Origin of the sequence: Antrihabitans stalagmiti, assembly GCF_016482825.1 — a bacterium.
Lineage (GTDB): Bacteria > Actinomycetota > Actinomycetes > Mycobacteriales > Mycobacteriaceae > Antrihabitans > Antrihabitans stalagmiti.
Genome location: NZ_JAEMNV010000004.1, coordinates 605,997 through 628,088, shown reverse-complemented (window position 1 = coordinate 628,088; position 22,092 = coordinate 605,997). Strand labels below are relative to the sequence as shown.

At 64.0% G+C, this 22,092-nt stretch carries 23 protein-coding genes, 1 tRNA gene and 1 pseudogene; 7 read left to right on the top strand and 18 right to left on the bottom strand.

Going from position 1 to position 22,092, the window contains the following annotated elements; genetic code table 11:
- Window positions 1-14 precede the first annotated feature (14 nt).
- Together JGU71_RS15925 and JGU71_RS15920 are read right to left on the bottom strand one after the other, a co-directional pair.
- On the bottom strand, window positions 15-2,162 hold the full coding sequence (locus JGU71_RS15925) for a S9 family peptidase (protein WP_199705164.1): 2,148 nt from the start codon (window positions 2,160-2,162) through the stop codon (window positions 15-17).
- Window positions 2,163-2,185: 23 nt separating this feature from the next.
- Window positions 2,186-3,070, bottom strand: a complete 885-nt coding sequence (locus JGU71_RS15920; protein WP_199705163.1) for a phosphoribosylaminoimidazolesuccinocarboxamide synthase — start codon at window positions 3,068-3,070, stop codon at window positions 2,186-2,188.
- Between the two features lie 132 nt (window positions 3,071-3,202).
- On the opposite strand from JGU71_RS15920, the gene JGU71_RS15915 reads away from it, so the two are divergent.
- The gene (locus JGU71_RS15915) at window positions 3,203-4,276 is read left to right on the top strand and encodes a DUF2330 domain-containing protein (protein WP_199705162.1); all 1,074 of its coding nucleotides are present in this window, start codon (window positions 3,203-3,205) and stop codon (window positions 4,274-4,276) included.
- A gap of 32 nt (window positions 4,277-4,308) precedes the next feature.
- Here JGU71_RS15915 and JGU71_RS15910 read toward each other — a convergent pair whose 3' ends face one another.
- The 4 genes from JGU71_RS15910 to JGU71_RS15895 form a co-directional block, all read right to left on the bottom strand.
- The gene (locus JGU71_RS15910; RefSeq protein ID WP_199705334.1) at window positions 4,309-4,728 is read right to left on the bottom strand and encodes an HIT family protein; all 420 of its coding nucleotides are present in this window, start codon (window positions 4,726-4,728) and stop codon (window positions 4,309-4,311) included.
- Between the two features lie 3 nt (window positions 4,729-4,731).
- Complete coding sequence (gene purB / locus JGU71_RS15905) at window positions 4,732-6,153, bottom strand: adenylosuccinate lyase (protein ID WP_199705161.1); 1,422 nt, start codon at window positions 6,151-6,153, stop codon at window positions 4,732-4,734.
- A 42-nt stretch (window positions 6,154-6,195) separates the two neighbouring features.
- On the bottom strand, window positions 6,196-6,807 hold the full coding sequence (locus tag JGU71_RS15900) for a TetR/AcrR family transcriptional regulator (protein ID WP_199705160.1): 612 nt from the start codon (window positions 6,805-6,807) through the stop codon (window positions 6,196-6,198).
- A 74-nt stretch (window positions 6,808-6,881) separates the two neighbouring features.
- On the bottom strand, window positions 6,882-8,033 hold the full coding sequence (locus tag JGU71_RS15895; RefSeq protein WP_199705159.1) for a pyridoxal phosphate-dependent aminotransferase: 1,152 nt from the start codon (window positions 8,031-8,033) through the stop codon (window positions 6,882-6,884).
- 546 nt (window positions 8,034-8,579) lie between these two features.
- On the opposite strand from JGU71_RS15895, the pseudogene JGU71_RS30695 reads away from it, so the two are divergent.
- A pseudogene (locus JGU71_RS30695) lies at window positions 8,580-8,960 on the top strand (M23 family metallopeptidase); the annotation flags it as partial.
- Window positions 8,961-9,025: 65 nt separating this feature from the next.
- On the opposite strand, the gene purD reads toward JGU71_RS30695, so the two are convergent.
- The 3 genes from purD to JGU71_RS15875 are packed head-to-tail and all read right to left on the bottom strand — an operon-like array spanning window position 9,026 to window position 13,527.
- Window positions 9,026-10,279 (bottom strand): phosphoribosylamine--glycine ligase, encoded by a 1,254-nt coding sequence (purD, locus tag JGU71_RS15885; RefSeq protein ID WP_199705158.1) that lies wholly within the window; start codon window positions 10,277-10,279, stop codon window positions 9,026-9,028.
- A gap of 51 nt (window positions 10,280-10,330) precedes the next feature.
- Window positions 10,331-12,304 (bottom strand): glycosyltransferase family 39 protein, encoded by a 1,974-nt coding sequence (locus JGU71_RS15880; RefSeq protein WP_199705157.1) that lies wholly within the window; start codon window positions 12,302-12,304, stop codon window positions 10,331-10,333.
- Window positions 12,301-13,527, bottom strand: a complete 1,227-nt coding sequence (locus tag JGU71_RS15875) for a bifunctional glycosyltransferase family 2/GtrA family protein (protein ID WP_233529227.1) — start codon at window positions 13,525-13,527, stop codon at window positions 12,301-12,303. Before JGU71_RS15875 ends, JGU71_RS15880 begins: the two co-directional genes overlap by 4 nt.
- Window positions 13,528-13,606: 79 nt before the next feature.
- Between JGU71_RS15875 and JGU71_RS15870 the strand changes: the two genes are divergently transcribed.
- The gene (locus JGU71_RS15870; RefSeq protein ID WP_199705156.1) at window positions 13,607-14,032 is read left to right on the top strand and encodes an HIT family protein; all 426 of its coding nucleotides are present in this window, start codon (window positions 13,607-13,609) and stop codon (window positions 14,030-14,032) included.
- On the opposite strand, the gene JGU71_RS15865 is transcribed toward JGU71_RS15870, so the two are convergent.
- Complete coding sequence (locus JGU71_RS15865) at window positions 14,008-15,366, bottom strand: sensor histidine kinase (protein ID WP_199705331.1); 1,359 nt, start codon at window positions 15,364-15,366, stop codon at window positions 14,008-14,010. The two genes, JGU71_RS15870 and JGU71_RS15865, sit on opposite strands and share 25 nt — an antisense overlap.
- Before the next feature lie 53 nt (window positions 15,367-15,419).
- The gene (locus JGU71_RS15860) at window positions 15,420-16,139 is read right to left on the bottom strand and encodes a response regulator transcription factor (RefSeq protein ID WP_307829670.1); all 720 of its coding nucleotides are present in this window, start codon (window positions 16,137-16,139) and stop codon (window positions 15,420-15,422) included.
- A 144-nt stretch (window positions 16,140-16,283) separates the two neighbouring features.
- Between JGU71_RS15860 and JGU71_RS15855 the strand changes: the two genes are divergently transcribed.
- Complete coding sequence (locus JGU71_RS15855; protein ID WP_199705155.1) at window positions 16,284-16,997, top strand: ABC transporter; 714 nt, start codon at window positions 16,284-16,286, stop codon at window positions 16,995-16,997.
- On the opposite strand, the gene JGU71_RS15850 is transcribed toward JGU71_RS15855, so the two are convergent.
- The 5 genes from JGU71_RS15850 to JGU71_RS15830 form a co-directional block, all read right to left on the bottom strand.
- Complete coding sequence (locus tag JGU71_RS15850; RefSeq protein ID WP_199705154.1) at window positions 16,988-17,689, bottom strand: dienelactone hydrolase family protein; 702 nt, start codon at window positions 17,687-17,689, stop codon at window positions 16,988-16,990. The two genes, JGU71_RS15855 and JGU71_RS15850, sit on opposite strands and share 10 nt — an antisense overlap.
- Before the next feature lie 3 nt (window positions 17,690-17,692).
- A complete protein-coding gene (locus JGU71_RS15845; protein ID WP_199705153.1) occupies window positions 17,693-18,262 on the bottom strand; it encodes a LemA family protein in 570 nt (189 codons plus the stop codon).
- Window positions 18,263-18,393: 131 nt separating this feature from the next.
- Window positions 18,394-18,552 carry a hypothetical protein gene (locus JGU71_RS15840; RefSeq protein ID WP_199705152.1) on the bottom strand — a complete coding sequence of 53 codons (159 nt, stop codon included), beginning with the start codon at window positions 18,550-18,552 and terminating at the stop codon, window positions 18,394-18,396.
- Window positions 18,553-18,645: 93 nt separating this feature from the next.
- The gene (locus JGU71_RS15835; protein WP_199705151.1) at window positions 18,646-18,846 is read right to left on the bottom strand and encodes a hypothetical protein; all 201 of its coding nucleotides are present in this window, start codon (window positions 18,844-18,846) and stop codon (window positions 18,646-18,648) included.
- A gap of 265 nt (window positions 18,847-19,111) precedes the next feature.
- Window positions 19,112-19,186 (bottom strand) — tRNA-Thr (locus JGU71_RS15830).
- A 59-nt stretch (window positions 19,187-19,245) separates the two neighbouring features.
- On the opposite strand from JGU71_RS15830, the gene JGU71_RS15825 reads away from it, so the two are divergent.
- Window positions 19,246-19,623, top strand: a complete 378-nt coding sequence (locus JGU71_RS15825) for a nuclear transport factor 2 family protein (RefSeq protein ID WP_199705150.1) — start codon at window positions 19,246-19,248, stop codon at window positions 19,621-19,623.
- 56 nt (window positions 19,624-19,679) lie between these two features.
- On the opposite strand, the gene JGU71_RS15820 is transcribed toward JGU71_RS15825, so the two are convergent.
- A complete protein-coding gene (locus JGU71_RS15820; RefSeq protein ID WP_199705149.1) occupies window positions 19,680-19,919 on the bottom strand; it encodes an MbtH family protein in 240 nt (79 codons plus the stop codon).
- Window positions 19,920-20,050: 131 nt separating this feature from the next.
- Here JGU71_RS15820 and JGU71_RS15815 point away from each other — a divergent pair, with 131 nt between their 5' ends.
- Window positions 20,051-20,854, top strand: a complete 804-nt coding sequence (locus JGU71_RS15815; protein ID WP_233529226.1) for an alpha/beta fold hydrolase — start codon at window positions 20,051-20,053, stop codon at window positions 20,852-20,854.
- A gap of 5 nt (window positions 20,855-20,859) precedes the next feature.
- Here JGU71_RS15815 and JGU71_RS15810 read toward each other — a convergent pair whose 3' ends face one another.
- On the bottom strand, window positions 20,860-21,663 hold the full coding sequence (locus tag JGU71_RS15810; RefSeq protein WP_199705148.1) for an alpha/beta fold hydrolase: 804 nt from the start codon (window positions 21,661-21,663) through the stop codon (window positions 20,860-20,862).
- Window positions 21,664-21,823: 160 nt separating this feature from the next.
- Here JGU71_RS15810 and JGU71_RS15805 point away from each other — a divergent pair, with 160 nt between their 5' ends.
- The gene (locus JGU71_RS15805; protein WP_199705147.1) at window positions 21,824-21,991 is read left to right on the top strand and encodes a hypothetical protein; all 168 of its coding nucleotides are present in this window, start codon (window positions 21,824-21,826) and stop codon (window positions 21,989-21,991) included.
- Window positions 21,992-22,092 lie beyond the last annotated feature (101 nt).

Sequence of the window (22,092 nt, the reverse complement as noted above, 5' to 3'; positions counted from 1 at the left end):
CCAAACCCGGAAACTTACGTCGCCGCACCCGACGTCGTCAGGATCCACGCGTACTCGAAGGCTGCTTCCTTCCACCGCGCGTACCGACCGCTGACGCCCCCGTGCCCGGCCGTCATCTCGGTCTTCAGCAGCAGTGGCGAATCTCCGGTCTTGGTTGCGCGCAGCTTGGCGACCCACTTGGCAGGCTCGACGTAGAGCACCCGGGTGTCGTTGATGCTGGTGATCGCCAGAATCGCGGGATAGTCCTTGGCTTCCACATTTTCGTATGGGCTGTAGGACTTCATGTAGTCGTAGACCTCTTTGTCCGCCAACGGGTTTCCCCATTCGTCCCATTCGATGACGGTCAGCGGCAACGACGGATCGAGGATCGACGTCAGCGGATCCACGAACGGCACGTTGGCGAGGACACCGGCGAACAACTCGGGTGCGAGGTTGGTGATGGCACCCATCAGCAGTCCGCCTGCACTGCCACCGGTCGCAACCATACGGTCCGGCGTCGTAGCGCCGGAGTCGACGAGATGCTGTGCGCAATCGACGAAGTCGGTGAACGTATTACGCTTGGTGAGCTTCTTGCCGTTCTCGTACCAGAGTCGACCCATCTCGCCGCCGCCACGAACATGGGCGATCGCAATCACCATGCCCCGGTCGAGCAGCGACAATCGCGCCACCGAAAAGCCTGGGTCCTGACTTGCCTCGTAGGAGCCGTAGCCGCCCAACAACAGTGGCGCCACACCCGAACCTACGATGCCCTTGCGTGCGACAAGCGAGATGGGGATCTTCGTCCCGTCGGCAGCCGTCGCCCAATCACGATGCTGCTCATAGTCGTTCCTGTCGAACTCACCGAGCACCGGCTGTTCCTTGAGCAACACCAGCTCACCCGTCGCGAGGGTGTAATCGAACACCTGCGTCGGCGTGATGAACGACGTCAATCCGATGCGCAGGGTCGGCTGTACCCATTCCGGATTGCTGGACAGCCCGACCGAGTACAGCTCGAGCGGGAACTCCAGCTCGCGCCGCTCGCCGTAGCCGTCGGTGGTCAGCGGCCAAATGGCAAGCCGGGTAAGCGCTTCCCTGCGGTAGCTCAGAACGAGGTGTCCCTCGAACGCGTCGACTTCTTCGAGCCTGACGTCGTCACGATGAGAGATCAACATCGTCGTGTTCGCCACGTCGTCGACGGGCGCTTCGACCAAGACGAAGTTCTCGGCTTTGACGCCGTCGACGACATCGTTGTGCAGGATCAGGAATCGATCCCGACCTCCGACGACCGCATGCTCGACGCTGTACTCGACACCCTCGCGACGCGGCATGATGACGGTGAATTCGCCTTCGGGATCGGCGGATTCGAGCACCCACCCCTCCGTCGTGATCTTCGATCCCACCCAGATCATCAGATACTTCTCGCTGCGGGTCGATCCGATACCGACCCAGAAGCGCTCGTCCGGCTCGTGAAACACCTTGACGTCGCTGGCTTTTTCGGTGCCGAGCTTGTGCCGCCACACCGTGTCGGGACGCCACGCATCGTCGACGGTCATGTAGAAGACGTGCGCTCGATCGAGCGACCACGTCGCACCCGGCGCAACACCACTCACCTCGTCGGGCAGCAACTCCCCTGTGGTGAGGTCAAGGAAACGCAGGGTGTATCGCTCGTCGCCGACGATGTCGAACGAGTAGGCCAGCAGCGTGCCGTCATGGCTGATCGAGAACGCACCCAACGCAAAGAACTCGTGGCCCTCCGCGAGGACATTGCTGTCGAGCAGGACCTGCTCGTTCGGCACAGCCACCGAGGCCGTCAGCTGCGGTGGCGTCCAGTCGTCCGGACCGGAGATCGGGCACCGGCAATGCACGCCGTACTGCTTGCCCGCGAAGCTACGCGAGTAGTACCAGAAATCGCCCATCCGCGTCGGCACCGACAGGTCGGTCTCCTGGGTGCGCGACTTGATCTCACCGAAGATGGCGTCGCGCAGCGGTTGCAGCTGCCGCGTTTCCTGATCGGTGTACGCATTCTCGGCCTCGAGATAGGCGACTACCTCGGCGTTCTCCTTCTCGCGCAGCCACTCGTACTCGTCGACGAACACGTCGCCGTGATGGACGCGCTCCTTGGGCACCTTCTTGGCGATCGGCGGGTCGAGAGCGAATTCTCCTTGTGAAGCATCTGCGGACATGGCGTCAACCGTAGCGGACGACCTCAGTGCACCCAGTCGGCGAACGAGAGTCCGGAGATCCGCTCGTAAGCCTCGATGTAGCGGGTGCGCGTAGCCGCGACGATGTCGTCGGGAAGCGGCGGTGGCGGTTCGTCCGAGGAGCGATCCCAGCCGGAATCGGGACCGGTCAACCAATTGCGCACGAACTGCTTGTCGAAGCTGGCCTGCCCTTTGCCCTCCGCGTAGCCGTCGGCAGGCCAGTAACGCGACGAATCGGGCGTGAGAACCTCGTCGGCGAGGATCAGGTTGTTGTTCTTGTCGAGGCCGAACTCGAACTTCGTGTCTGCAAGGATCAATCCCCTGCCCTCCGCGTAGTTCGACGCGCGGAAGTAGATGTCCAGAGTGTCTTCACGCAGTTTGAACGCCAGCTCCGGGCCGAGTTGGTCGATCACGGTCTGGAAATCGATGTTCATGTCGTGCTGACCGATGTCGGCCTTGGTGGCCGGTGTGAAAATGGGGTCGTCGAGTTTGCTGCCCTCGACCAAGCCCTTCGGCAGCGGGATCCCGCACACGCCACCCGTCTTCTGGTAGTCGACCAAGCCGGACCCGACCAGATAGCCGCGGGCGACGCATTCGATCTCGATCATCTTCAGCCGCTTGACCACCATGGCCTGACCGACGAGTTCGGCCGGGATGCGCTGATCCTCCGGATCGCCCGCGAGATGATTCGCCGCACCGAGCAGATCGAAGAAGAAGAAACTCATCGCGGTCAGCACGCGTCCCTTGTCGGGAATCGGCGTTGTCAAGACATGGTCGTAGGCAGAAATGCGATCTGTCGCGACGAGCAACATGTAGTCGTCGTCGATGGCGTAGAGCTCGCGGACCTTCCCACGAGAGAGGTACTTGTACGAAGACAATGATGGGCGCACGAAGGCACCCTATCGGCATCACGTGCGTCCGCGGTGATTAGTGAGAACTTCACCGGTCTTCGACACGGTGTTGTCGGAATCCGTACCACTTTCTCGTCCGTCGACGAGGCCCGCGATCGCTAATGTCGTCCCATGCGCGTCCACGCCCTGCTCGGTCGACCTGCAACCGTCCTAGCCCTTCTTCTCGCGGGCTTCGTTGCCACCACCGCTGCACCGGCGTCGGCGTGTGCCTGCGGCGGCGTAGTGAGCACCGACCCCGCCGCGGCTGTGAACGGCGAAGCAGCACTTGTGCATTGGGACGGTTCGATCGAGACGATCGTCATGCGGTTGACACTGCAATCGAGCGGCGACAACGCCGCCCTCGTCATCCCGACGCCGGCACCCGCCGAGGTGACCGCCGGAAAGGCGTCGACGTTCGACGAATTGGAAGAATTGACGGCCCCGCGCATCCGAACCGAGTTGCAGTGGTGGGAAAGTCGCGAAACAAGCGGCGGGAGTGGCGAATACGACACCGCCACCGCGGGCGCACCAAGCGGCGGACCCACGGTCCTCACGCAGGTCCGACTCGGCCCGCTCGAAGCGACGACGCTCTCGGGCGGCGACTTGCCCGGCCTACAGACCTGGCTCGCCACGAACGGTTACACGATGAAGCCCGAGGTGACGGCCTCGCTGGCGCCGTACCTCGAGGAGGGCTGGGCTTTCGTCGCGATGCGGCTCACGAGCGACGTCCCCCTCGCCGGTGGCCTCGACCCCGTCACCTTGACGTTTCCGTCGTCGCGCATGGTCTATCCGATGCGAATGTCCGTCGCGGCAGACCGATCTCAGGACATCACCGTCTACACACTTTCCGAGCACCGTCAGCGACGCAGCGACGCAGACGCGGACACCCAGATCGTCGACACCGAGTTCGCCGGCCGAATCGACGGCGCAAGCGACCCCGAGCTCGCCGAACTCGTCGGGTCAGGCGCGTATCTGACACGGCTGTCGACGTTCATCGGTAATCCGAAGCAGATCAGCTCCGATTTCGAGTTCTCGAACGCGGCGACCGACGACGAATACGTTCGCTACCGCTACGTCTCGCAGGACGTGCGGATATTCGGGTTCATGGGCGGACCGTTCCTGGTCGCGCTCGGCGCGTTCGTCGTGGTCGGTCTCGCGGTTCTCGGGTTCGCGATCGTTCGAACAGGCCGACTACACCGGTCGTGAGTCCTTTTGGAGGTTGGGCCGTCCGAAAAGACTCACGAGGCGCGCAGCGCCCTACTGATCGACCCGGCGAGGTAGTCCAGATCGGCACGACGCGGACTCGTCGGGCGGCCTCGCAGACCGAACCCGTCGCCGCTGGTGCGGGGTATGACGTGCAGATGCACGTGAAATACCTCTTGACCTGCGGCAACCCCATCGGCGAGGAAGAAGTTCACGCCATCACACGCGACTTCACTCGCCCGCAACGCAGCCGCCAGCCGCTGCCCGACCTGGAACAGCTTGCCGCCGACGGCGGGATCGAGCTCTGCGAGGCTGCGCGCGGGCACCTTCGGGATCACCAACAGATGACCGGGCGTGAACGGCCGAATGTCCATAAACGCGAAGACGTCGTCGTCCTCGTACACCGGACTCACCGGCGCTCGACCAGCGAGGATGTCGTCGAATACGGTCACGATCGCCTACAGGATCGGACTCGGCACGTATGCCGCTGCCGCCGGGTACTGCTCGGCGAGCTTCTGCACCGCCGCGACAACGGCCGAGACCTGCGCATCTGCCGCACCGATGAACGCCGACTTGTCCGCAAGCGCGGCGTCGAGCCCGGCACGGTCGAGCGGAAGGCGATCGTCGCCTGCCAACCTGTCGAGCAGATCGGGTTCCCTACCCTGCTCACGCATCGCAAGCGCAACCGCGACGGCGTGTTCCTTGATCACTTCGTGCGCGGTCTCGCGACCGACTCCGGTGCGGACCGCTGCCATGAGGATCCGGGTCGTCGCAAGGAACGGCAGGTACCGGTCCAGCTCGCGCGCGATCACCGCAGGGTAGGCACCGAATTCGGCGAGGACGGTCAGGAACGTCTCCATCAAACCGTCGATCGCGAAGAACGAGTCCGGTAGCGCAACCCGTCGCACGACCGAGCAGAAAACATCGCCTTCGTTCCACTGCGCGCCTGCGAGTTCGGCTGCCATCGAGCCGTAACCGCGCAGAATTACCTGCAGACCGTTGACGCGCTCGCACGAACGGGTGTTCATCTTGTGCGGCATCGCCGACGACCCGACCTGACCCGGCTGGAAGCCTTCGGTCACCAGCTCGTGGCCTGCCATGAGGCGAATCGTGTGCGCGAGCGACGACGGACCCGCGGCGACCTGAACAAGCGCCGAAACGACGTCATGATCGAGCGAGCGCGGATAGACCTGCCCGACGCTGGTGAACACGTGGGAGAACCCGAGATGCGTCGCGATCTTCTGCTCGAGCGCATCCAGTTTCGCGGCGTCGCCTCCGACGAGGTCGAGCATGTCCTGCGAGGTACCCATCGGGCCCTTGATGCCGCGAAGCGGGTACCGCGCGATGAGCTCTTCCAACCGCGTCAACGCGACCAGCAATTCGTCGGCAGCAGATGCGAATCGCTTACCGAGTGTGGTCGCCTGGGCAGCGACGTTGTGCGAACGACCAGCCATGACGAGCGGCGAGTATTCGGCCGCACGCTCGGCCAGACGCGCTGCAACGGCGACACCGTGAGCGTGGACGTGCTCGAGCGAGAGCCGAATCTGGAGTTGCTCGACGTTCTCTGTCAGATCGCGGCTGGTCATGCCCTTGTGGACCTGCTCGTGTCCGGCGAGAGCGTTGAACTCCTCGATCCTGGCCTTCACGTCGTGGCGCGTCACTCGCTCGCGCGCGGCGATGGAGGACAGGTCCACATTGTCGAGCACCCGTTCGTAATCCGCGATCGCGTCGGCTGGCACATCGACGCCGAGGGCGGCCTGCGCGCGCAGAACTTCGAGCCAGAGGCGACGCTCCAGAACGATTTTGTATTCGGGCGACCACAGCCGGACCAATTCGGGGCTGGCGTACCGGTTGGCTAAGACGTTCGGGATGTTGCTCACGAAAGGCCAGTCTACGGACTCGCGGCCGACCCTCGACGCGCTCTACCGCTGTAAAGGCGGCGCGACGATATCGATCACTTCGAGGAGCGCGCTCCGAGCCATCACACGGGGGTCCGGGTCGAGTTCGCTCAATGCACACACAACAGCGCCGTCGACGATGGCGACCAGACGCCGCAACTGTTCCTGACGACACGCACGGCCGGACCGACGAAGGACGTCGGCGAGCAGATCGTCGAGTTGCGCACGCAGCCGAACCTGAACATCGCGCAGCTCGGGATGACGTGCCGACGCCACGGACCGTTCGTAGCGAACGATCAATTGTTCGCGCGCGCTCGGATCAGGTCCCTCCGGGCCGACGAGCAGGTCCACGATCAGATCGACGGTCGACTCCGCTCCCCTGCGCCGATGGGAAACCTCGGCGACTCGGTCGCGCATCAGCGACAGCTCCGCGCTTCCGGTGTGTTCCACCGCCCGCGCGATGAGGTCTTCGAGCGATGCGAAGTAGTACGTCGTCGATGCGAGCGGGAGGTCGGCGCGCGTGGCTACCGATCGGTGCCTGACCGCATCGAAACCACCCTCGAGCAAAAGCTCAGCAGCGGCTGCGACCAGCGCCTGGCGACGACGTTCGCCTTTGGGTGTCGTCGCTGTGGTCACCTGGCTATGGTGCCAGCACGGCACGTTCCATCCATACGAAATGAGCAAGGCCGACTGGAACGCGTTCTGCGTTTCTACAGGCTCTGCAACCGCTGCAACGCTTCCGCTATCTCCGCCGTCGCGCCTGCAAACGAAAACCGAACGGTACGAGTACCTCTCGCCGTGTCGAAGTCGACGCCGGGCGCGAGCGCAACGCCGGTTTCGGCGAGCACGTCACGACACCACGTCGTCGAATCGTCGGTGAGATGGCCGATGTGGGCGTAGACGTAGAACGCGCCGTCTGCCGGTGCCAGTTCGGTGATGCCGAGCTGAGGCAATCCGGTCAGGAGGAGCTCACGGTTGACGCTGTACCGCTGCACGTGGGAGTCCAACTCTGCCTTCGATTCTGCAGTGAAGGCAGGTATCGCGGCGTACTGCGATATCGCGGGCGGACAGACGGTCATGTTCGACGCCAACCGCTGCAACGCACGCCGCAGACCGGGCGGCACCAACATCCAGCCGAGCCGCCAGCCGGTCATCGAGAAGTACTTCGACACCGATCCGATAACCACCGATTCGCGCGAGGTCTCCCACGCCGACGACGTCGTCACGTCGTCGCCGTAGGTGATGCCGTGGTAGATCTCGTCGGAGATCAGCAGGGTGCCGTGCTCGTCGCACCAGCGGGCGATCCGAGCGAGCTCGAGCGGATCGATCACGGTGCCGGTCGGATTCGCGGGACTCGCGACGATCAGGCCGGCGGGCGGCGACGGGAGCGCCTCCAGCATGGCCACTGTCGGCTGAAATCTGACTTCGGGTCCGCAGTCGAGTTCGACGACTCGACAGCCAAGTGCGGCAAGGGTATTCCGATAGGCGGGGTAACCGGGACGGGCGACGACGACGGTGTCACCGAGGTCGAAGGCAGCGAGGAAGATCAGCGTGAATGCGCCCGACGATCCTGTTGTCACCACGACATCCTCGGCGTCGACGGTGATGCCGGACACCTGACGATGATGCGCGGCAATGGCGGACCGTAGCGGCTCGATCCCGAATGTCTCGGTGTAGCCGAGCAACTCGGCGTCCAACGCTGCGCGAGTCGCGCGCAACACCGGCGCTGGAGCCGATGTCGACGGTTGTCCCGCGGCAAGGGAGAGCACATCGCCGTGGGTTCGAGCCCGTTCGGTCGCGGCCTTCAAGACATCCATGACGTGAAACGGTTCGACTTGGGACCGCAGCGATTCGGAGCGCACCTCCACGACGCTAGCTGGCGTTGCACTACAACCCGGTATCGACTTGGACCGAACCTCTCTTCGGGTATTTCGCGACTGTTATGGTCGGCTGCAGGTGCCCGTGCCGGCTGCTGCCGCTCGGACGCGCGAACACGTACGACCGAAGGACGATTGTTGCTGGGCTTGGTAGGCCGAACCCGCGCGCTTGTCGTGGTATTGGCTGCCGCGGCACTATTCGTCGCGTCCGATACGTCCCATCTCGACGTCACCCCGCGCACTACGAACTCACCCGATGTGGCACCAGCGGTGTTTGCGCGCAGTGCCGAGGTCGAACCACTCGACCTCGATCACGACATCGAATTGCTATCCACACCGGGCTCCGACCTGTCGTATCTGAAGCAGATCGCGAAGGGCGAACGGATCCGCGAGCAGAAGGTAGTTGCGATCGCAGCGGCGGCAACGCTCGAACGAGCCAAGCGTGAAGCAGCTGCTGCGGTTGCAGGCGAATACCAGCCGTGGATGTCCGGTTCGGGCGGAACCGGTTCGGTACTACCCGGCGTCGGCGGCTACACACTGCCTGCGCGTGGGGTGTTCACATCGGGATTCGGCGCGCGCTGGGGCGCCATGCACGCAGGCATAGACATCGCCGGACCGATCGGCACACCGATCTACTCGGTCTCCAACGGAACCGTCATCGACGCAGGTCCGGCAGCCGGATTCGGGCTGTGGGTGCGCATTCGCCACGACGACGGTGCCGTCACCGTCTACGGCCACCTGTACGACTTCTTCGTCTCCGTCGGCGAGCGGGTGCCCGCCGGAATGCAGATCGCGCGTATGGGCAACCGCGGCGATTCGACCGGGCCGCACCTGCACTTCGAAGTGATCATGGAAGGCCAACACGTCGACCCGCAGCGCTGGTTGGCCTTGCACGGCATGCGGGTCGGCTAGCAGGTACGGCGTCAGGGGCACCCTGACCTCGCTGGACGGCGTGAATGGACCACCCACGCCACGGATCAGATGCTGATGCGACCCTCGACGGCAGCCAAGCCGATGTCGGTGCGAAAATGCCCGCCCGCCAGCTTGATGGCTGCCAACGTCTCGTAAGCATCCGCGCGCGCGCCTGCAAGGTCGGTCCCGACACCGACAACACTGAGCACCCGGCCACCCGACGAAATCAACGCACCGTCGTCCCGCTTGGCAGTGCCTGCATGCAGCACCTCGTCGCCGTCGGCGCCGGTGATCACGTCGCCGGAGCGTGGGCGCCCCGGGTAGTTCTCCGCCGCAAGCACAACCGTCACTGCGGCGCCGGCACGCCACTGGAGCGGACCGACAGCCTCCAACGTTCCCGTCGCTGTCGCCTTCAGCAACTCACCGAGCGGACTTTCCAGCAGTGCCAGCACGGCCTGCGTTTCCGGATCGCCGAAACGGCAATTGAATTCGATCACCGTCGGGCCTTCGGAATCGATCGCAAGACCCGCGTAGAGCAGCCCGGAGAACGGGCAGCCGCGCCGCACCATTTCCGAGGCGACCGGACGGGCGACCTCGTCGACGATGCGAGTGACCATCGCTGCGGGCAACCACGGCAAGGGTGTGTAGGCGCCCATACCGCCGGTGTTGGGCCCGGTATCGCCGTCGCCGACGCGTTTGTGGTCTTGCGCGGGTAGCAGCGGGACGACGGTCTCCCCGTCGACCAGGCAGAACAGCGACACCTCGGGGCCGGACAGAAACGATTCGAGCAGTACTGGATGCCCACGCTCGAGGAGTTCGGCGGCGTGATCCCGTGCGGCGCGGCGGTCGGCGGTGACGACGACACCCTTGCCAGCGGCGAGGCCGTCGTCCTTCACGACCCACGTCGGCCCGAACCGGTCGAGGGCAGCGTCGAGCTCCGCCGGGGTGTCGACGATCTCGCTGAGGGCGGTCCGCACGCCGGCCGCGGCCATCACGTCCTTGGCAAAGGCCTTCGACCCTTCGATACGAGCGGCCGCTGCCGATGGTCCGAAGGTTGCAATACCAGCAGCACGGACGGCATCCGCAACGCCGAGCACGAGGGGAACCTCGGGACCGATGACGACGAGGTCCGCAGCGATCTTCGTTGCCAGCGCAACCACGTCCTCCGCGGACGACGCGTTCACCTGATGCAGGGTCGCAGCAGACGCGATACCAGCGTTGCCGGGTGCACAGTGGACCTCGGACACACCAGGGTCGCGCCCGAGGGCAAGTGCCAAGGCATGTTCACGAGCTCCGGAGCCGATGACGAGTACGCGCACGATCAGTCAGCCTAATCTGCGCGCACCCGGTGCGTCGAAACGCTCGGATCGTCAGCTGCCCGCTTTGGGCTTGGTCAGGTCGTAGACGGTCACGCCGTCCACCTGTGCCGAGGCGAAGTTCGACTCGACCCAGTCCGAGATCAGCGCCGATCCGCCGGACCCCGACCCACGCATTCTCTCCATGCCGCTCGCGATGAAGTAGTGCACTTTCCCGTCGGTCACGTCCCGCTCGAACTGCTGCAAGGTCGGCGAAGGATCCGTCCCGTTGAAACCACCGATCGGCATGACGGGAAAGCCCGTTGCCAGTTGATATCCCGCGGCACTGTTGGCACCGATGGTCGCTGCCATCCAGGTGTAGGACTCCGCTCCGCGTTCAAGCAGTTCGACCACCTCGGGGCCGGGCGTGCTGCCCTTCAACAGACCACCGCCAGGACCGCCTCCCATCGCCTCGACAGCATTGGCCAGCCATTCGGGTATCCCGCCGCCGAGTTGCCCCGCGTCGCCCTGCCCCTGACCACGATGGCGGCCACCGAACATGTCGCCCCCACTCGGTGTCGGGCCCGCGGATACCAGCGAACCCACCCTCGGCCGCGATATCGTCTCCGCCGCATACGCTGCCGGACCCGCAAGCGCGACGAACAACGCTGCGACCACGCCTACGACCGCAAAACGTCGTGACAGCGCGATCGGTACCAGCAGCGCGACGGTCGCAACAATCGCAGTGGCGGCAATCGCCCAACGCAGCCACGGCACGAAGTCCTCGGTACGGCCGAGCAAGATCCAGGCCGTGACCGCCGTAGCCACGACCACGATTCCGAGAGCTGTTCGTACCCAGATCTTTTCATGACTTCGCCAGGCAACCACCGCTCCCGACCCGACCAGGGCGGCAACCGCAGGTGCAAGCGCAACCGTGTAGTACGAGTGGAAGATTCCTGCCATATAGCTGAAGACACCACCCGTCACCACAAGCCAGCCACCCCAGACGATGAACGACGCGCGCTGCGGATCCATCCGAGCTGCTCTGCCCCGCAGTGCAATTCCCACGACTAGTAGCAGTAGGGCGGCGGGGAGCAACCAGGCGATCTGTCCACCCTGAGCGGGATCGAACATCCGAGTCAACCCGGACGATCCCCACATCTTGCCGCCACCGTGTTCGGCGAATTCTTCGGCGAACTGGCCGCCGACCGGGCCGCCGCCGACGCTGCCGCGCTCGTTGCCGTCGATCCGGCCGAGACCGTTGTAGCCGAGCGTCAGCTCGACGATCGAATTGTTCTGCGAGCCACCGATCCACGGCCGCGACGAGGCGGGCCACAGTTCGACGAGCAGCAACCACGATCCGGCTGTTGCGACCAAAGCCGCACCTGCAGCGAGCAATTGAACGATCCGCTTACCGAGCCTCGGTGGCCCTGCGAGCAAGTACGTCAACGCAAGTGGCGGTACCACCAACATCACCGCCAACTGCTTCGTCAAAAAGCCGAGGCCGACCAACACTCCCGTCGCAACGAGCCACCGCATCCTGCCGTCTTCGACCCCACGCAGCAATGCCCACACCGCTGCGATCATCAGGAACACCAGCAGCGCATCGGGATTGTTGAAGCGGAACATCAGCACGGCAACCGGCGTCACGGCAAGTACCAACCCGGCAAGCAGGCCTGCCGCAGCGCCGAAATACTTGCGCACGGTCGCCCACAACAGCGCGACCGAGGCGACGCCGAGAAGGGCCTGCGGCACCAGGATCGACCAGCTACTCAACCCGAAGATGCGGATCGACAACGCCATCAACCACAGCGACGCAGGCGGTTTGTCGACGGTGATCGAGTTCGCCGCATCCGACGAACCGAACAGAAATGCTTTCCACGACACCGAGCCTGCTTGCGCCGCAGCGGAATAGAAGGAGTTCGCCCAGCCTGCAGCGCCGAGTCCCCATACGTAGGCGATCAGGGTGGCCAACAGCAGTGCAGCGAGCGCCCAACGCTCCCAGCGCTTTCCAACATTCGTCGGCGAAGATGCAACGCTCGTCGTCATCGAACCTGCTCGACGCCCGTGCGGAACACCCACCGCAGCCCGACGAACCGCACCACGGTCGCGGCCAGATTTGCCGCTACCAACACGGCCAAGTCCACGTGTCTGCTTGCAGCAGGGACCCATTGGTGCAGCACGAACAGCGAGCCACTCGTCAGGGCGAGCGCGAGACAGAAGACGACGAGGCCCTGCATCTGCTGCTTGGCTGCGCCGCCCGACCCGCGGACGCCGAACGTGAACGCGCGGTTGGCTGCCGTGTTTCCGATCGCGGTCACGAGCAATGCGGTGAAATTGGCAGCCTGAGCACCCATGGCAGGATGCAGCAGGAGGTACAGCAGCGCGTAGGCGAGAGTGCTTGCCACACCGACGATTCCGAATCGCACGAGCTGCCCGACCATCCCTCTCGGCACGCCCTGCACCAGCGGCTCACGACCGAGGCTGCGGCGCAGTTCGTTCACCGGAAGCGTTCCAACGAACAGCGCCCGACTCAACCGAGCGACGCCGAGCAGATCCTTGCGGATGGTGTCGGTGATGTCGACGCGCGAATCCGGATCGTCGACCCAATCGACAGGCACCTCGTGGATCCGCAGACCGATACGTTCGGCAAGCACGAGCAGTTCGGTGTCGAAGAACCACTCGCCATCTTCGACCAGCGGAAGCAACTGCTGCGCAACGGTTCTCCGCATCGCCTTGAAGCCGCACTGCGCATCGGAGAACTTCGCGTGCAACGACGCACGAAGAACGAGGTTGTACCCGCGGGATATGAACTCGCGCTTCGGTCCGCGGACGACGCGCGCCGACCTGTTCAGCCGCGATCCGATCGCAACATCCGAATGTCCGGATACCAACGGCGCAACCAGCGGCATCAGCGCATTCAGGTCGGTCGAGAGGTCGACGTCCATGTACGCGACGACCTCGGCGTCCGATGCGGTCCACACCGACCGCAGGGCGCGACCGCGTCCTTTCGCATCCAGATGCACCACCCGGACCCCGTCCAACTCCAACGCGACACGATAGGCGACGGACAGCGTCTCGTCGGTGCTCGCATTGTCGGCAATGGTGATGCGGGCCGTGTACGGCACTTCGCTCTTCAGATACCGATGCAGCCTTCGCACACACCGCTCGAGGTCGGCCTCCTCGTTGTACACAGGCACAACGATGTCGAGCATAGGGGCGCCGATCGTGCGGGTCGAAGCTCGCTCGGGCCGCGTCAGTGGTTCGGTCATGAGGTGAACTCTTGTGCTGCAAGCTTCGCCGATCCTGGGTCGAGGCTGTGAGTTACCTGGCAGCGCTAGGGTCGAACCCATGCCTTCCGTTTTTTCCATGATCATCGCCGGCGACATACCTGGACGATTCGTCTGGGAAGACGACGACGTCGTCGCATTCCTCACGATTGCCCCGGTCACTCCCGGCCACACGCTTGTGGTGCCACGCAAAGAGATCGACCAGTGGCAGGACGTCTCCCCCGCCGAATTCGCGCAGCTGACGACCATCGCCCAGACGATCGGGCAGGCGGTTCGCAAAGGCTGGGATGCTCCCCGCGCCGGTCTCCTCATTGCCGGTCTCGAAGTACCGCACCTGCATCTGCACGTCTTCCCGGCATTCGACATGGGCAACTTCGACATCTCGAGTGCCGACACCGAAGCGTCGGGCGAATCGCTCGACGAGGCAGCGGCGACCATCAAAGCGGCCCTTCGCGACCTGGGCTACGGCGGGAACGTCCCGGATTGACGCGGCAGCGCGACGGTGAAAGTCGCGCCTTTGCCCGCGACACTGTCGACCTGCACAGTGCCGCCGTGTGCCGCCACCAGCGCGGCCACGATCGACAGACCGAGGCCGGTGCCGCCACTACCGCGGGTTCGGGACGAGTCGGTTCGATAGAACCGCTCGAAAACCTTGTCGACATCGGAATCGGGCAGACCACGTCCGGTGTCGGCGACCTGCAGGATCGCGTCGTTCTCGGTCGTCGTCACCCGCACGGTGACGGTCGCTTCCGGCGGGGTGTGGGTGAGCGCGTTGCCCACCAGGTTCGACAACACCTGCCGTAGCCGTGCCGAGTCGCCGATGGTTTCCGGCGTCCCGGGTCCGTCGAGTACCACCAGATCGATAGTGCGTTCCGGAGCGACCGCCCTGGCATCGTGGACGGCGTCACTTGCCAACGCCAGCAGGTCGACCGGCTTGCGCTCGAGTGGGCGCTGCGCGTCGAGACGAGCGAGCAGCAGCAGATCCTCGACGAGGAGACCCATACGTGCGGATTCGCTCTCGATTCGATTCATCAACATTTTTGTGTCGGTGGCGGCGCCCTGACGGAACAGTTCGGCGAAACCGCGAATCGTCGTCAGCGGCGTCCGCAATTCGTGACTCGCGTCGGCTACGAATCTGCGCATCTTCTCCTCGGAGCGCTTCGCCGCAGCTTCGGACGCGGCCGAGACGGCAAACGCGTGTTGAATCTGCGACAGCATTCCGTTCAGCGCAACCGACAGCCGATCCACCTCGGTGTTGTTGCCCTGCACGGGCACTCGACGATGCAGGTCGCCTGCCGCGATGGCCGCGGCGGTGCCCTCGACAGCGACGAGCGGACGCAGACTACGCCGGATGACGAAGTAGGCGCCGACCCCCAGCAGGAGCAACACCGCGGCGCCGATGCCTACTTGTAGCCCGATCAGCCGGTCGACGGTCTCCTGATTTTCGTCCAGTTTGATCGCGACGGTGGTTGTCCCCTCCGGCGACGTGGTGCTGAGAACTCGCCACTGGACCGACGAGTCGCCGACGGACCCGACAGTCACCGGAACTCGGGTCGGTGAACCCGGCAACGCGGGTTCGACCGGGCCGTCGTTGATCGTCAACACCCGCTGATCCGCGGTCTGCAACCGTACGTAGAACAGGCTCGGCGGCCGGCCTGGACTTGGCATACCGGGCGGACCCGGTGGGGACGCTCGAATCATGCGTGGCTTCGCCCAACCGTCGGCTGCTTCACGCAGTTGCTGATCGGTCCGATGCAGCAGCGAGTTCTCGATTGCCGACGTCACGGCGATTCCCGATGCAACGAGCCCGAGCGCAGCCATGACAACCAGCGCGGCAACCAGCGTGACGCGCAGCGGGATGCCGGCAAGTCGTCTCACCGTGGTTCGCGCATCACATAACCCACACCGCGGAGCGTGTGGATCAGCCGCCGATCGCCGGTGTCGACCTTGCGTCGCAGATAGGAGACGTAGGACTCGACGACGCCGACCTCGCCACCGAAGTCGTAGCGCCACACGTGATCCAGAATCCGCGGCTTGCTCAGCACCGTTCCGGCGTTGACCATGAAGTACCGCAGCAAGGTGAATTCGGTCGGCGAGAGCGCAACCGGCTCACCGTCTTTCCACACCTCGTGGGTGTCGTCGTCCAGTTCGATGTCGGCGAACGTCAGTCGTGACGACCGCACCTCCCCGGCGCCCTTGCCTGCTCTGCGCAGAATGACTCGAAGCCTGGCGACCACTTCTTCGAGGCTGAACGGCTTGGTGACGTAGTCGTCGGCACCGAGCGTGAGTCCCGTTATCTTGTCGTCGAGTTCGTCTCGCGCAGTCAGGAACAGGACGGGAGCATCGATACCGTCGGCGTGCAGTCTGCGGAGCAGCCCGAAACCGTCCATCCCCGGCATCATCACGTCGAGGATCATCGCGTCGGGCCGAAACGACCGTGCCTTGTCGAGCCCCTCGGCACCGTTCGCCGCCGACGACACCTCGAAGCCCTGGAAGCGCAAGCTCACCGACAGCAACTCGACGATCATCGGTTCGTCGTCGACGACCAGCACACGCGCCTCGGCGTTCTTCGGTGTTGGAGTCGAAAGGGTCACCCATAAAGCTTTACCCCCATCGCTTTGCCCGACCTGGGTGATTCCTGCGAATTCCCTGTGAATGCCGTCGCGCGGCGGGTGGGACTTTTCACATGCAGGTCGTCGGACCGAGCAGATCGACCGAGGCGCCCATAGGGTTGGGGCGTGGATGTCGGTTCGTTCGTGCTTTTCCCGGTGAAAGTGACGCTCGCAGCGGCAGACTCGGCGTTGGTGGTTGCCGAGGGATCGATCGGCGTCGCGCGGTCGGCGCTGGCCACACCGTTCGGTAAGCCCGCGGTCGCCGATCAGCTCGAATTCGCAGGCCGGATGGCGTCGCTCCTGGAAGACGACCGAGCACTCGGCCAGACCCTGCGCCCGGGCGGACCGGTCGATCGCTTTCTGCAACGGGGTGGCGTCGCCGACCGGTTGACCGTCCGCGACGGCCCGCTCGACAGATTGCTCGCAGAGGGCGGTGCAGTCGAGCGATTGTTCGAACCCGGCGGGATTCTCGATCGGGCGCTCGAGCCGGGTGGGCTCATCGACCGACTCGTTGCACCAGACGGTCCATTGGAACGGGTGACCGCCAAGGGCGGCATTGCCGAGCGGCTCCTCGAAGAGGGCGGCTTGCTCGACACTCTCGTCGCTGAGGAGAGCGCTATCGAGCGGCTGGTGACCCCTGGCGGTGCGCTCGATCAGCTTGCGACAGTTTCCTCTGCGCTGTCGTCGTTGGCACCGAATCTGGACCAACTCGGCCGAAGCATCGACCTGCTGCAGGACACGACGAACCGGCTCGGGTCGGCGGTTGGCTCGCTCACCGATCTCGCCGCGCGGCTACCCGGACGCTGGCGTAGGCGCCCTGCGGTCGACGATCAGGTCTGATCCGCAGTGAGATGGGTACCGAAGAATGCGAAAACTCGGCGCCACGCGTCTTCGGTCGCCGCGTCGTCGTAACCGAAGCCGACGATGCGCAGTAGCGGAGCGGCCGGGTATTTGTTTGCGAAACTGTGCCCCGCGCCCTGATACACCTTGACATCGTGTGGAATGTTTCTGCGCTGCAACGCTTTTTCCATCTTGGGACCGGCCCCGATGTTCACGACGTCACGGCTGCCGAGACTCGCAACAACAGGGCAGGCGCCTTCGAACACCTTCTCGTAGCTCTGGGCGAGGGACGGATAGAACGGCGCGGAAGCGTCGAATCCCTGCGATGCCATCACAAGTGCGAAGCCGCCCCCCATGCAGAACCCGGCGATGCCGACCGATCCCGTGCAGTCCTCCCTTGCGATCAGATGGTCTTTCGCCGCCTGCAGGTCGTCGATCGCTCGGCCTTTGTGGGCGTAGAGGTCCGACATCACCTGCTTTACACACCGGACTACTCCGCCGCGTGAGTAGAGGTTCGGAGCGATGGCAAGAAAACCCGCGTCGGCAATCCGGCGGGCGATCTCTTTGATGTCACTGCCGTAGGTCGCCATGTCGTGAACGACGACGACCCCCGGCCACGGTCCGGCGCCCTTCGGGATTTCGAGTACGCCGTCGATCGGGCCGGCTGGGGTTTCGATCGTGATGTCGCTCATGGTTCACGAATGTAGCTCTTCGGGCTGCCCGGCTCTCGGCGTGGCTCGATCGGGCACCTCGAACAGCTCGACCCGGGTGAAGCCGAAGGCCTGTGCCAGCAGATTCTTCGGCGTGGACGCTATAGAACGGTTGTATGCCTGGGCCGCGCTGTTGAAGGTCTGGCGTGAATACGCGATCCGATTTTCGGTTGCGATCAGTTCGGTCTGCAACTCGGCGAAACGTCGATCCGATCGGGCTTGCGGGCTTTCTTCCGCGACCGCGATCACGTGGCGAAGGGCGAGCGTCAGCCGTTCTTCGATCTCGGCCTGCACGCCGGGTCCGCTCGGGGCGTCGGCACTTGCACGGGCTGCCTCGACCACGTCGAGAAGTCGCGTCCGGTCTTCGTCGCACCCGTCTACCGCCCGAACGAGACCCGGCACGATTCCGTACCGGCGACGCAATGCCACGCCGACCTGAGACCACGTGTCCGTGACCGAGTTTCGTTGTCGCTCCAGTGCATTGCGAACTGCGAACACAAGTCCCGCGACGACGACGATCGCCACGACCGGCCCGAGTACGGCGAGTACGCCCACTACTACCCCTACCTGCAAATACCAGCCACATTTTGGATCGGCCAGACAAGTGTCGAGGTAGGACGCACAGGAAAGTAGCCACCCTCGGGTGGCAAATACCCACCCTAGGTGTCTGGAATCCGAGAGCCGGTTCAGTCTCGGGCGGAAGGCCGCAGGATTCGCACCAGTAGTCGGGTCATCATGCGGGTGTCGGCGTTCGCACGTTCGATACTGCGACGCAGTTCTGCGAGCTCGACGTCGTTGCTGACCAGCCGCTCGTCTGCTTCGGAAAACTTCGAACGGGCGATCATCTCGACCTCCTGCCAACCCGCAGCGTGTGTGTCATTCCAAAGTAGGTACGGCTGCGGACGAGGACACGAGTAGTCGGCTACCTGTATCGCGGATTACACAGCGGCCATCGGCCCGGCAGCAACAAGCAATCCTGTCGCAATCGTTGCGACGACCGTCACGTAGGGCGTGACAGTTGCGATCGTGCGATAGCCGCGTCGGCCGAGGGTTGCAAGAGCGGCAGCACGGAGCGGACGCGGATGGAAATGCGGAACATTCCAGGTGGCCGACTGCTCACCTGCAGAAATACTGACCATCAGGGAGCACCTTTCACTGGGTTGGTACGACCGAAGAGGCCGATGCGTTAATCATTACCCAAGCGAAGCACTTTACGGAAGGTACTCGAGATGGACGACACAGTAAATACTCAGCAAACTTTGGATCTGGTCCGACTCGCGCGCCGGCGTGATTCCATCGAACGGGCTGTCAGTGTCCAGTTTCGGCGCGAAATGTGGCACTGGTGGCCCGTTCGCGGTCTTCGTCGCGGAAACGTCGCACCCCGGTCACGCCAGGATGCAGAAGTGGAGCCTCCTAACGGGATTGAACCGTTGACCGCTCGCTTACAAGGCGAGTGCTCTACCGCTGAGCTAAGGAGGCGGGGAAGCGTTGCAATCATACCGGCAGCACGGATGCGACCGAACACGTAGGTTTCAAGTGTGAGCACATCGGAGATCGCGACGGTCTTGGCGTGGCATGACGCACTCAACTCTTCGGACGTGGAAACACTTCTGGATTTGTCGAGTGACGACATCGAAATCGGCGGCCCGAGGGGCGCTACGCAGGGGTTGAATGCCTTGCGGGACTGGGCAACCACTGCAGGGATCACCTTGGAACCACAACGCATGTATGCCCACGACGGCATCGTCGTCGTCGAGCAGACTGCGGCTTGGGCGTCGGATCCTGGAAACACCTCGACGGTCGCGACCGCGTTTCACGTCTCGCGCGATCGTGTCGTGTCGGTGTTCCGACACGGCGACCTCGAAACGGCTCTCGCGGCGACTGATCTCAGCGAAGCCGATCTGGTCGACTCCTAGAACCGATTCACGCCGCCGCCGACCGAGGTCGACGGCGTCGCAATTCGACGTGACTCTCAGGCGTTCTTCGCGCGTGCCGCTTCGTCGGCAGCCATCGCTTCGCGAAGGCTCTTCGGACGCATGTCGGTCCAGTTCTGCTCGACGTACTCGACGCACGCCGGACGGCTTTCCTCACCGAAGACAACCCGCCAACCAGCGGGAACCTCTGCGAAGGTCGGCCAAATGGAATGCTGGTCCTCATCGTTCACCAGAACGTAGAACCGGCCGTCTTCGTCATCGAAAGGATTGGTGCTCATCTCACCTCATTGGTTGCAAACGCTGTGTTGTTCGAGTCTTTCACCCCGCACGGACGACCCTAGCAAGGATGCCCTGATCACCGCGACGACCTGCCGATCTGCAGTACATCACCGAGCGAGGAGCTGACCCGTTGGACATTGTCGAAGGAACGCTCGAACACGATCTTCCGTACTACGCATTCGGAGCCGGCGAGGCCCTGGTGGTGTTGCGCTGGTTCACACCGGACCATGCCAATCCGACGGGGCTGGAACGCCGTAGCGAGCTGAAGGCCCTCGAAGACCTTGGGAGATCGTTCCGTGTCTACGCCGTCAATCGTGCACCGCATATGCCTGCGGGAACGACGATGGCCGACATCGCCAACGACCACGCCGACGCCATCCGCAAGCAGTTCGGCGAAGCCGTGTTCGTGCTCGGCATGTCATCGGGTGGGTCGCTTGCTCTGCAACTTGCCGTCGACCACCCCGACGTCGTCCGCAAACTTGTGATCGCGGGCTCTGCATACACGCTCAGTGAGAAAACGCGTGCGGTGCAGCGCGATTACACCGAAGCCGTCGCAGCGGGTAAGCGCGGCGCGCATCTGCAGGCGCCCGTCACCGTCGACTCGAAGCTCGAGCAGGCTCTGCTGGTGCCGGTGTTGTGGCTGACCGATCCGTTCCTGCGCCCGGAAGATCCGCAGGACATGCTGCATTTCGCGCAGGCCGAGGATTCGTTCGACGTCGGAGACCGCCTCGGCGACATCTCGATGCCGACCCTTGTCATCGGCGGCGATCGCGATCTCGCGTATTCGACCGAGCTTTTCCGCGCGACCGCCGAGGGCATCCCTGGCGCCGAACTGATCATCTACCCGAAGGCCGGGCACATCGGAACCTTCACCAACAAGCGCTACGTCGACGACGTGACGACCTTCCTGCAGGGAAAGACCGTACAGAAGTAACGCTCTCAGCTCGCGAAGTAGTCGATCAGAGCTTTGTTCACAGCATCCGGTTGCTCGAGGTAGCCGAAATGCCCTGCGTCCGGAATCTCGGTGTAGACGCCACCGGGGATGACGTCGGCGACTTCACGCGACAGGTAGGGCGGAATCATCCGATCGTCGGCGAAGCCGATGGACAGACATGGCACTCGGATAGCTCGGTACGCCTCGACCCGGTTGAAGTCGTGGTCCATCTTTCGTTGCGCCCGAATACCCGGCGACACAGCACCGCCGGTGAACTCGAAAAGGTCGAGCCAGTCGGCCGCCGACCGCGGATCCGCCAGCGTTGCCGGTGAGAGGTTCATCACGGCGGTCAGCGCAGCTTCGTACTTCGCGGGCAGTGTCACGCCGCTCGCATCGAGTTCGTGCTCACCGAGCGAAAGCGTCTTCTGAAACTGGTCCAGCCTGCCGTGGCCGGCCATGAAGACCGCTTTGCGAACCAGTTCCGGCCGCGCGAGCGCAAGTTCCTGCGCGACGCGTGCACCCATCGAGGTGCCTGCGACAAACGCGGGCCCCTCGTTCAAGTGCGTGATGAGGCCTGCGGTGTCGGCAACGAGGTCGCTGATCTGCATGCCGTTGGCGCTCTCGGTCGAGGGAGCAATGCCACGGTTGTCGAACGTGCAGACGCGATAGCCGGCACTGACCAGCGCGGGCACCTGATGCAGGCCCCACACGCGGCCAGGGCTTCCGGTCCCCATGATGAGGACGACCAGTTGCCCGGTCCCCTTGACCTGATAGTTCAGCGAAATACCGTTCACAGACGCCGTCGGCATCGACTCACCCTCCTGAAAGATCTTGGACGCACGCGAGCGCAGTCCGCAGGCAACGGTAATGCAAGTGCGCAGCAAGTGGCGTCGAGGCAACCAGTTCTCCTAGAGTCGTCTGCAAAGAAGCTGCGGCCCCTGATCGGGCCGCTATCCGGGAGGAGCCACGATGGCCACCAAAACTGCAACCGAAATCGCCGAAGAAGATCTCGAGCCCGTCGCCGACGAGACCGCGCGTCAGGCACAGCGTGTCGTCGCGGCGTACGCAGCCGACGCCGACGAATGCCGCATGCTGCTGTCGATGCTCGGAATCGTCGCCAGCGGTCGCACCGAATAGTCGAGCAACCCTTACGGCCGGCGACCAGGGCATGGTTGGGCACCGCTCGTAACGGGAATAGCCGACATAACGCGCACACTCGAGGGAACATGGTCTCGAAC